Raw genomic sequence first — 10,204 nt, 5'->3', positions numbered from 1 at the left:
GCCACCGGCTCGACCGGAGCAACCGGTGCCACAGGCGATACGGGCGCCACGGGTTCGACCGGAGCAACCGGAGCCACAGGTGCGACCGGCGATACGGGTGCCACCGGTTCGACTGGTGCTACCGGTGCCACAGGTGCCACTGGCGATACGGGTGCCACCGGCTCGACTGGGGCGACCGGAGCCACCGGTGCGACTGGCGATACGGGTGCAACAGGTTCGACTGGAGCAACCGGTGCCACAGGTGTAACCGGCGATACAGGCGCCACGGGTTCAACCGGAGCAACCGGCGCCACAGGTGCCACCGGCGATACGGGCGCGACCGGAGCAACCGGTGCCACAGGTTCAACTGGCAGTACCGGAGCAACGGGCTCTACTGGTGCCACGGGTGCTACGGGCTCGACCGGGCCGAAGGGCGACACCGGACCGAAGGGCGATACCGGACCCAAGGGCGCCACGGGTGCTACTGGCGCAACAGGTTCAACCGGAGCGACCGGGCCGAAGGGCGATACCGGGCCCAAGGGCGCCACGGGTGCGACTGGCGCCACGGGCTCGACCGGAGCAACCGGACCGAAGGGCGACACCGGACCGAAGGGCGCCACGGGTGCAACCGGCGCCACGGGCTCGACCGGAGCGACCGGGCCCAAGGGCGATACCGGGCCCAAGGGCGCCACGGGTGCGACTGGCGCAACAGGTTCGACCGGAGCGACCGGTTCGACCGGAGCGACCGGGCCCAAGGGCGCCACGGGTGCAACCGGCGCCACGGGCTCGACCGGAGCAACCGGGCCCAAAGGCGATACCGGGCCGAAGGGCGCGACGGGTCCGACCGGCCCAATCGGTCCGACTGGACCCTCGAGCGGTCATCACGACTCGGTTGTCGCTTCGACCACAACCCTGGCAACGACGACCCAAACGACCACCAAGGTCACGTCCGACTCGCTCGGCTTGAAGGACACCGGGCAATTCCTGCAGTCGGGCTCGACCGGCAATGGCAGCGGCGGCCTGCCGTCGCTACGCCACCTGATCGGCCTGGCGGCCGGTTCGGTGACGACCGATCTCCTGAATATCCTCAATACGATCAAGGGATTTGGTCAGAACCTGAACAAGCCGTCGGGCGCGAGTACGGACCAGACCTTGGATGTGACCAAGCACGGTACCGGCTATGCCAGTACCGACCACACCGCCAAGGCGACCCTGAAGGATCTTCTGAAGCCGCATGAGTGAGCAAGAATCCTGGCGACAGACCACCGAAGGGAAACGCGCGAACGTCGCGGGAGAGCGAGGTTCGCGCGTTAGACATGCCGGGACACGGATTGGCATGAGAGTCGCGCGGCCGATCAATTCGGAGTATAATGGCGGCATGATCGAAAACCTCGGCAGAGGCACTTCGGCCCGGGCATTGTCGAGTCCGCTCGCCTGCCGGAAGGCACGTCCATGGTGAACATCCCTCTGAATGCCGAAAACCAACCGGTCCCGATCGACGCCGGCATCGAAGCCGACACGACCGGCAAAGGTGGGGCTGTGAGCGAAGTGGGGCGGATTCCTGGCGGCCCCGCCGAATTCGACAAGATCGCGCTACGCCTCAAGGCGATGCTGCGGGCCGCCCGCTATCACGGTGTCGAGCTCGATCCGAACGAATTCAGGTCCGCGAGCGCGGTTCCGGCCGCTGCCGACCTGTCGCAGTGGGCGCAGGACGCCGGCATGTGGTCACGCGCCGTGCGCATCCGCTGGTCTCACCTTTTGCGTTTCCAGGAAGCCGGACCGGTCGTCCTGTTGTTCAATGATGGCGGCGCGGCTCTCCTTACCGGGGCGAGCGCCGAGCGAAACATCGTCTTCCTCAAAAGTGTGGATGCACCCGACGATGGTGAAGCCACCGCCATCGACGAGTTGCGGCTGTCGCAGGTGTGGACGGGCGAGGCGCTGTTGCTGCGCGCCGCCCGGTCCTATGTCGCGGCGGACGCGCCCTTCACCCTTCGCTGGCTCGCCGAACTGGTGCGGCTCGAGAGTCACGCCCTGCGCGATATCACCATCGCCTCGTTCACGCTGAGCGTCCTTACCATCCTGCCGCCGCTCATCGTCATGACGGTGGTCAACAAGGTGCTGCAGTTCAACAGCATCTCGACATTGGTGCTGCTGTCGGCGGTGATCGCCGTGGTGTTCGCCTACGAGACACTGCTTGGCCATGCGCGGCGACTGATCATCAATGTCGTCGGCGCCCGTCTGGACACCAAGCTGCAACTGCACGTCTTCAGCCGGCTCCTGCGCCTGCCGCTCGACTATTTCGAGCGGCATCCGGCCGGCGAGACGATGTATCACCTCGCCCAAGTCTATCGTATCCGCGAGTTCCTGACCGGAAAACTGCTCAGCACGTTCCTGGATATGATCACGCTCTGCGTGCTGGTGCCGGTCATGTTCTACATCAACGCCTCCCTCGCCTGGATCGTGCTGGCCTGCGCGGTGGTGATCATGCTGATCATCCTCGCCTTCCTCAAGCCGCTGCGCCGCAGATACCAGCGGGTGGTCGAGGCCGAGACCTGGAAGTCGGCGGCGCTGGGCGAGACAGTCGTCGGCATCAAGACGGTTAAGGCGCTCGGTCTCGAGCCCCAGCGCAAGGCGCTCTGGGACGAGCGGGTGGCGGAATCCGGAAAGGCGCGCCTCGCCTTCGGACAGCTGGCAAGCTGGCCGCAGACCCTGGTCACGCCGATCGAACGTGTGATGGTGCTCGGCACCATGCTGATCGGCGCCTATCTCGCGATGAACGACCGCACGGGCTACATGGTCGGCGGCCTGTTCGCCTTCATGATGATCGCCCAGCGCGTGGCGCAGCCACTGGTTGGCCTGGCGCGACTGGTCGAAGACTACGAGGAGGTCGGTGCGGCGATCGGCGAGGCAGCGTCCGTCCTAAACCGGCCGCTGGAGAGCAGTTCGAATTCAGCCGGCCTGAGACCCAGGCTCGTCGGCGAGGTCGCGTTCAGCGACCTGACCTTCAGCTATATCGCTACCAAGACACCGGCGCTCGATCGGGTCAGCTTCCACATTCCAGCCGGCACCATGTTTGGCATTGTCGGCCGCAGCGGGTCGGGAAAATCGACGATTGCGCGCCTCCTGCAGGGGATAAACCGCGACTACAGTGGTTTCCTCAAGCTCGATGGCGTCGACCTCAAGGAAATCAACCTGCGCCATCTTCGCCAGGGTCTCGGTGTGGTTCTCCAGGACAATTTTCTGTTCCGCGGGTCGATCCGCGACAACATCATCGCCGGGCGCCCGGGCCTGACGCTTTCCGACGCCATGCGCGCGGCGCATCTCGCCGGCGCCCAGGAATTCATCGAGCGGATGCCGAATGGCTACGACACCTACATCGAGGAAGGTTCGCCTAACCTGTCAGGCGGCCAAAAGCAGCGACTGGCGATCGCGCGCGCCCTCATACACGATCCGACCATCCTCATCCTTGACGAAGCGACCAGCGCACTCGACCCGGAGAGCGAGGCGGTGGTGAGCGCCAACCTCATGCGCATCGCCAGCGGACGCACGATGATCATCGTTTCGCACCGGCTCTCCTCGTTGACCGAGTGCGACAACATCCTGGTCATGGATCAGGGCAAGGTTCTCGACGTCGCGCCGCACGCGACCCTGCTCGAACGATGCGCGCTCTATCGCCAGCTGTGGTCGCAGCAGAACCGGCACCTCGACGGCCGCCACGGCCGCCCGGTCGCCGTTCCGCCGCGGTTGGTTTGACCATGTCGCGCGGCTCATATTCGCATCAGGTCCGGTAATCATGGGTAGCAGCACCTCTCTCACGGCCCTCCCCGCCCGGTGGCATCGGATGGAAACGAGGGATCCGACGACGCCGGCCATACTCGAGTTCCAGTGGCCGTCGACGGCTGTCGCCAATGCTCCCATTCCGCGGGCGGCGCGCGGCATCGTCTGGATCGTTTCTAGCCTGGTCATCGCGCTGATCGCCCTGGCGGGGCTGATACCGGTCGACCAGGTCGTAACGACCAGAGGGCTGGTGGTCTCGCAATCTCCCAACATCGTCGTGCAACCGCTGGAGACGGCGATTGTCCGCTCGATCGAGGTGCGGGAGGGACAGCGCGTCCAGGCCGGCCAATTGCTTGCCCGCCTCGATGCGACCTTTGCCTCCGCCGATCTGGCGGCACTGGCGATGCAGGTCTCGACGCTTGAAGCCGAGGTGGCGCGGTTGAAGGCCGAGGCCAGCGGTCAAGCGTTCACCTACAACGGCCTTGACCCGAGTTGGACCCTGCAGGTGTCTATATTCGAGCAACGCAAGGCGGTCTACGACGCCAAGGTGGAGAATTTCGAACGCCAGCGTGACGAACTCAGCTCGGTGATTTCGCGATCGCAATCGGATGCCGACGGCTATCGGCAGCGGCTCACGGTCGCCGACTCGATTGAACAGATGCGTAAGCAGCTCGAGGCAAGGCAGGTAGGAAGCCGCCTCAATACGCTCCTTGCCGAGGACAACCGGGCGGAAATGTCCCGGGCGCTTGGCAATGCCGAGCAGACCGCGGAAGCCGCCAAGCGCCAGCAAGCAGCGGTGGCCGCCGAGCGCGACGGCTATATTCAGGGCTGGCGAGCTGAAGTCTCGCAGAGTCTGTCGGAGGCGAGCTCGCGGATCTCCGACGCCCGCGAACTCCTCAACAAGGCAAAGCTTCGCAAACAGCTGGTCGAATTGAAGAGCCAATCGGACGCCATCGTTCAATCGGTGGCAAAGGTCTCCGTCGGCTCGGTCATGCAGTCAGGGGAACGCTTCATCACGCTGGTGCCGGCCGACGCGCCACTCGAGATCGAAACAAACATCGTTGGCAGGAGCAGTGGTTTTGTGCATGTCGGCGACCCCGTGGTCATCAAGTTCGACACCTTCCCCTATTCGCAATACGGCCTCGCCCACGGCACCGTGCGGGCACTCAGCCCTGATTCCTTCTCGGCACAGGAACAAGCGCGCGATCCGAACAGCTCGCTGGCCATGCTGCCTTCCGACTCCGAGCCGTTCTATCGCACGCGGATTTCCATCGACCAGATCGCCCTCCACGGCGTGCCTGCCGGTTTCGCCGTCAGCCCCGGCATGCCGGTGACCGCCGACGTCAAGGTCGGCCGGCGCACGATACTCAAGTACATTCTCGGTGTGATGCTCCCGATCGGCCAGGAGGCGATGCGGGAGCCATAGGGCACTGGAGGAATCAGGGGCTCGGATCGATGACAATCCTGGATCGGCTGACTGGACTGGCCTTCCCGGCGGCGGCGTTGCGCCGGGCGATCCAGCTCTCTGACAGCGGCAAGGCCGCTGAAGCCTTTCCGCTCATGGCCACAGCGGCGCGCGCGGGGATCGCCGACGCCGAGTACCGGGTCGCGCGTTGCTATCTCGAAGGCTCGGGTGTGCCGCCGAGCCGCATGGAAGGCGCGCGATGGCTGCTGCGGGCAGCCAACCACGGGAACGCCGATGCCCAGGCGCTCCTCGCCGCACTCTACGTCACCGGGCTAGTGACGGCGGAAACCGACGGCGAGGGCGCCGGATCGGAGCACTTGTTCAAACGGGATTCTGCGGGCGAACCGAACTTCACGGCTGCGTTCGGCTTTGCCACGAAGGCGGCCGAGGCGGGCTCGGCCACGGGACAGGCGATCCTCGGTTACATCCTGACCAGCGGCCCAGAACCGTTGCGCAATGCGGATGCAGCGCATGGCTGGTACGAGAATTCGGCTTCCGCCGGCTGCGCCGAGGGATGTCTGGGCCTTGCCCTGTCGCTGGCCCGGCGCGGCAGGCAAGAAGATCGGGCCAGGATCGCAAGCGAGGTCAGACGCGCGGCCGATGCTGGCCTGCCGACCGCGATCTATCTTCTCGCGGTCTTGAGCGAGAACGGGCTCGGCGTGACACGCGACATGGCTGCAGCCGCGAGACTTTATCAGGCCGCCGCGGAGAAGGGGCTTCCCTCAGCTCAGTTCCGGTTGGGATTAGCACTGATTGACGGCGCACTCGTAGACCAAGAGATCGCTGCCGGAGAAGCTTGGCTGCGGCGTGCCGCCTTGGCTGGCAATGTCGAGGCAGCCTATCTCCTGGGCGATCGCTATGTGAAGACGCAGCGGCCGGATTTTGCAGAAGCCGCAAACTGGTATCGGCGGGCAGCCGAAGCGGGCCACCAGGCCGCCGCCCGCGCTTTGGCCTCCCTCTACCTGACGGGAAACGGCGTGGCCGAGGACGTCGAAGAGGGAGCACGCTGGCTGCGCGCTTCCGCGAATGGCGGCAATCAGGAGGCGCAGATCGACCTCGCCAATCTTGTCCTCGGTGGAGCCGGCGAGACGGATGACGGTGCAAGCGTTGCCGGATGGTTCGAGGCAGCCGCGTCATCGGGCGACCTCATCGCGGCATTCAACCTTGGGCTCTGTTTCGCCAAGGGCGTCGGCGTCCGTCAGGACGAGGGGCAAGCGGCGCACTGGCTCAGGCGCGCGGCCGAGGGCGTCGCCGAGGCGCAATACATGTATGCCCGCCTCCTCCAGGATGGACGCGGCGTGGCGGCCGACCCAACGCAGGCCCGTGTGTGGTTTGCGCGGGCGGCCGAAGCCGGTGTGCTCGACGCGCGGGTGGCGCTTGCCGAGATGCTGCTCAACGGGCGTGGAGGCACGCGTGAACCAACGGCTGCGATTCAGCTGTTTGAGCGGGCCGCCGTCGACGGTCACGCCGGGGCGATGTTTGCGCTTGGCGCGCTGTACGGAGCCGGCCACGGCCTGTCGGTCGACCAGACGGCAGCGCAGAGATGGTACGCTGCCGCTGCTGGACGTGGGCATAGCCAAGCCCAACTTATGCTTGGTCGTTATCTCTCCAAAGGTCTCGCCGGGGAGTACGACCCGGCCGCCGGTCGCCTTTGGCTCGAGCGTGCAGCCGCGCACGGTATCAGTGAAGCGGTCGACGAACTCTCTGAGTTCGCTTCGGGTTGAGCCCTGCATGTGCAAGCACGCCAACCCACGCAGGTCCGCCACGCACGAGGATAATCAGAGAATTTTAGGTTTCGTGCGGCAGCTTTGAGTCTGTAGCCGAGGAACAGATCGCCTAATTGCACGTCGTTGCCGCCGATTACCGCACGCGTCGATGCACGGTCTTTCGAAATCGGGAGGGTTGAGCTACGTGAGACAAGTGCCATCAACTAGCGGAGAAACTTTACAAACAGGCCGACAACCGCTTCATTCAAAACTCCTGACAAGTAGCACAATAGGTAACACAAATGAGTGAAATGAAGCGGGATCGACGACCAGATAATTGAAATTATCCAGCAAATTCAATCACTTATTTGATAGTTCCGATGGTACCGTTGGCTGGGATCGACACCCTCACCAAGTTATTGTTTTTATTCTATTTTTTTCGTTCAAAAGCCAAATTTGTATCACAAAAGGTATCACAATATGTAGCACATTCTCGGCGAACTAACCGGCCGCAGGCGAGTGTCGAAGCCAGGGCACCATCCTCGCACAGCATCGACACCTCGGCGTCCTGCTACCCACTCCCTTGCGCTGGGCTGAACACTCTTCATCCACATGAAATTGGTTGGCCCGGACGGACGGGATTTTCAAAAGAGGCTTAAGGTTTCAGCGGCCGGTTCGCCAATCCATCAACGCCACGCTCGGCGAGAAAATCCCGCCTCGCCGCGTCTCGCGCCAGCGCCTCAACAATTCGCTTTACGAGCTCATCCTTGTGAGGGCCAGCCAAATCGAGGATGGTATCCACCTCAACACCATCGGCCGTAAAGAATCGAACTTGCGGGTCTTTTTTCTTTCGCCCCATTGTGAGCCTCTCGACTACCTCTCGACTAAAAGCATACCCGTACAAAGGCAATGCGAAACCGAAAAGGACGCGGCTGATTTCGCAACGTTGCCAATCTTCGCCACCCTGCCGCTTCAACACCTATCCGCACTGGTCGGCATTCATCTCATCCCTGTGGGATGACTATACTGGCCAAGCCGTCGTTTTTGCACGCTACTGGATGGCTTCGGCGCACGCGTGTGTCGCAGGCATTCCGGCGTTAAGTCGGATACGCATAGAATGCGTTGCACGCGAGTAACCATCGTCACGCGCAAGATGCGGTTGCATGGGCCAAAATGACGGGACGGAACGGTGATGTTGCGATGCCGGAGCCAGGAGATCTTCGACACCATCGGTTAGTCCCTCGCCGGGACAGCGGCGCCCGATATTGCGATGAAGCCGCGTAGGCCAATTTTTGAATGGATACGAGATGGTAGCGCCCTCCCGCTACCATCAATACAGCGTTAGGCGCCTCTCCTGGTTTCCGGTTTGCCAGGTTGAGGAGCTCCGCCAGCGCACCGTGGACCTTGAGCTCAATCTGCCCCCTGCCCTCGGTCGGAATGATCTCGATCTTCGCAACTAGCGAACGGACAATCCTCGCTGCCTCGTGACGCTCGCTTTCGTCGGATTGCAGCGCCCGCTGGAGTTCTGACACTTTCCGACGATAAGCCTCGATCGCCGCCGGGTGAAACTCCACGATGCTTTCAGCGGCTGCCATGGCTTGAAGCTCTCGCGCTAGACTTTCCTTCTCGCTCTCGAGGTCCAGCAACTTCGATCTCATGCTGGCCGTCGAGACACCGTCGGCAATGGCATCGACGATATTGGCGATCTGCCTGTCGATGCCGATGAGCCGCTTCTCAGCTTCCTTATTCCGTTGGCGGTTCATCGCATTCAGCCGCTTTTGCTCGGCGTGATATTCGGCAAGGAAGCCCGCAATGGCATCTGGCGCCAGCAATCGCCGCTGGACGCCAGCAAGCACACGCTTTTCAAGGTCGCCAACGCGGATCGTCCTGCTGTTGGTGCAGGTCCCTTTCTCACGATGCGCAGCACAGGCCAGTTGGTCTTGATTCTTCACGGTATAGGAAGCGCCACAGCAGCCGCACCGTACGAGCCCTGAGAACATATGTTTCGGCCGTCGGCGATGATGGAGCTTCGCACCTCCATACAGCTTCTTGCGAGCTTGGGCTGCTTCCCATAGCGCATCATCCACGATGCGCAGATGCGAGACCTCCATGACCTGCCACGTTTCGGGCGGGTTCGGCCGCGAGATGCGCTTGCCGGTTTCTGGATCCTTCACCATCTTGATACGGTTGAAAACGAGCAGCCCGATATAGATTTCGTTGTAAAGGAAGCCGCTTCTTCGCTTAAGATTGCCGTTGATCGTCGAGGCGCCCCAAGCGCCACCAAAGGGCGATGGGATACCTTCTTTATTGAGGTCAGCAGCTATCGCACGCGCTGATCGACCAACCGCGAACTCCTGAAAGATTCTGCGCACGACCTGAGCTTGATTCTCATCGATCTCGCGCAGACCGCGGATCGGTTCGCCGCTTTCATCGAGCTGTTTGACCACGCGATAGCCATAGGAAAGGCCACCAGCCGCATAGCCATTCAATATTCGTCCGCCTTGTCCGCGCCTGATCTTAACCGCAAGGTCACGCAAGAAGAGCGCGTTCATCGTTCCCTTGAGGCCCACATGAAGTTCGTCGACTGCACCCTCGGAGAGGGTGACGAGGTTGACGCCGGCGAAGCGCAGCCGTTTGAAGAGACCAGCCACATCTTCCTGGTCGCGTGAGAGGCGATCAAGCGCCTCGGCAAGAACGATCTCGAACTGCCCGCTTTGAGCATCACTCAGGAGCCGCTGAATGTCTGGTCGACGGACGATGCTTGCACCTGAGATGGCAGCATCGACATATGTCCCAACGACAGTCCATCTCTCTTTAAATGAGTGTTCTCGGCAAAGTCGCAGTTGGTCCTCGATGGAGGCTTCCCGTTGGTTGTCGGACGAATAGCGGGCATAGAGTGCAACACGGGTCATGGCGGCGGATCCTCTCTCCTGTTCCCAGAGGGTTTGCCATCCGGCTCCCTGGCCTCTCCCTCTCGGCGGCCCGGCCGATTGTCGTTGGCCACCAGCCCCGCCTCGAATGCCTCCCGCGCCAGCTGCCGGCCGATCAGCCGGGCAATATCCAGCACGACCCGATCCAGCCTGGCCGCCATGTTTTCTGCGCGACCCCCAGGGCTGGCGGGATCGCCGTTGTCGTTCGCCGGAACCAACTCCTGTGGGCCGGTCCTGGTTTCCTCTGCCATCGCGCGGTCGCTCTCCCAATGGTGGATCGACCTGCTATCAGAGGCGTCCGGATGGCGAAGAAAAGCACGAAGTTCATGTCGTAGGGTCACAGCGTG

The 10,204-nt window shown here is 62.8% G+C and carries 6 protein-coding genes and 1 pseudogene; 5 read left to right on the top strand and 2 right to left on the bottom strand.

Features of this window, described 5'->3' with window-relative positions:
* The 5 genes and pseudogenes from LB568_RS33510 to LB568_RS17945 all read left to right on the top strand — a co-directional run.
* A pseudogene (locus tag LB568_RS33510) lies at positions 1-1,221 on the top strand (hypothetical protein); the annotation flags it as partial.
* A gap of 210 nt (positions 1,222-1,431) precedes the next feature.
* On the top strand, positions 1,432-3,732 hold the full coding sequence (locus LB568_RS17960) for a peptidase domain-containing ABC transporter (protein ID WP_224730823.1): 2,301 nt from the start codon (positions 1,432-1,434) through the stop codon (positions 3,730-3,732).
* A gap of 40 nt (positions 3,733-3,772) precedes the next feature.
* The gene (locus LB568_RS17955; RefSeq protein WP_224730822.1) at positions 3,773-5,182 is read left to right on the top strand and encodes an HlyD family type I secretion periplasmic adaptor subunit; all 1,410 of its coding nucleotides are present in this window, start codon (positions 3,773-3,775) and stop codon (positions 5,180-5,182) included.
* A gap of 29 nt (positions 5,183-5,211) precedes the next feature.
* On the top strand, positions 5,212-6,945 hold the full coding sequence (locus tag LB568_RS17950) for an SEL1-like repeat protein (protein ID WP_224730821.1): 1,734 nt from the start codon (positions 5,212-5,214) through the stop codon (positions 6,943-6,945).
* A 604-nt stretch (positions 6,946-7,549) separates the two neighbouring features.
* The gene (locus LB568_RS17945) at positions 7,550-7,948 is read left to right on the top strand and encodes a hypothetical protein (RefSeq protein WP_224730820.1); all 399 of its coding nucleotides are present in this window, start codon (positions 7,550-7,552) and stop codon (positions 7,946-7,948) included.
* A gap of 121 nt (positions 7,949-8,069) precedes the next feature.
* Here the strand turns inward: LB568_RS17945 and LB568_RS17940 are convergent, their stop codons facing one another.
* Entirely contained in the window at positions 8,070-9,839 is a 1,770-nt protein-coding gene (locus tag LB568_RS17940; RefSeq protein ID WP_224730819.1) for a recombinase family protein, read from the bottom strand.
* Positions 9,836-10,108, bottom strand: a complete 273-nt coding sequence (locus LB568_RS17935; protein ID WP_224730818.1) for a hypothetical protein — start codon at positions 10,106-10,108, stop codon at positions 9,836-9,838. The genes LB568_RS17940 and LB568_RS17935 overlap by 4 nt, the downstream gene beginning before the upstream one ends.
* Positions 10,109-10,204 lie beyond the last annotated feature (96 nt).

The sequence above is a fragment of the Mesorhizobium sp. B263B2A genome, assembly GCF_020165775.1.
Classification (GTDB): domain Bacteria; phylum Pseudomonadota; class Alphaproteobacteria; order Rhizobiales; family Rhizobiaceae; genus Mesorhizobium; species Mesorhizobium opportunistum.
Note: the sequence above shows the minus strand (reverse complement) of the source record. Positions and strands in the feature narration are given on the sequence as shown.

Coding starts and splice junctions, on each gene's coding strand:
- LB568_RS17960 (WP_224730823.1), top strand. CDS start 1,432: ATGGTGAACATCCCTCTGAATGCCGAAAACCAACCGGTCCCGATCGAC.
- LB568_RS17955 (WP_224730822.1), top strand. CDS start 3,773: ATGGGTAGCAGCACCTCTCTCACGGCCCTCCCCGCCCGGTGGCATCGG.
- LB568_RS17950 (WP_224730821.1), top strand. CDS start 5,212: ATGACAATCCTGGATCGGCTGACTGGACTGGCCTTCCCGGCGGCGGCG.
- LB568_RS17940 (WP_224730819.1), bottom strand. CDS start 9,839: ATGACCCGTGTTGCACTCTATGCCCGCTATTCGTCCGACAACCAACGG.
- LB568_RS17935 (WP_224730818.1), bottom strand. CDS start 10,108: ATGGCAGAGGAAACCAGGACCGGCCCACAGGAGTTGGTTCCGGCGAAC.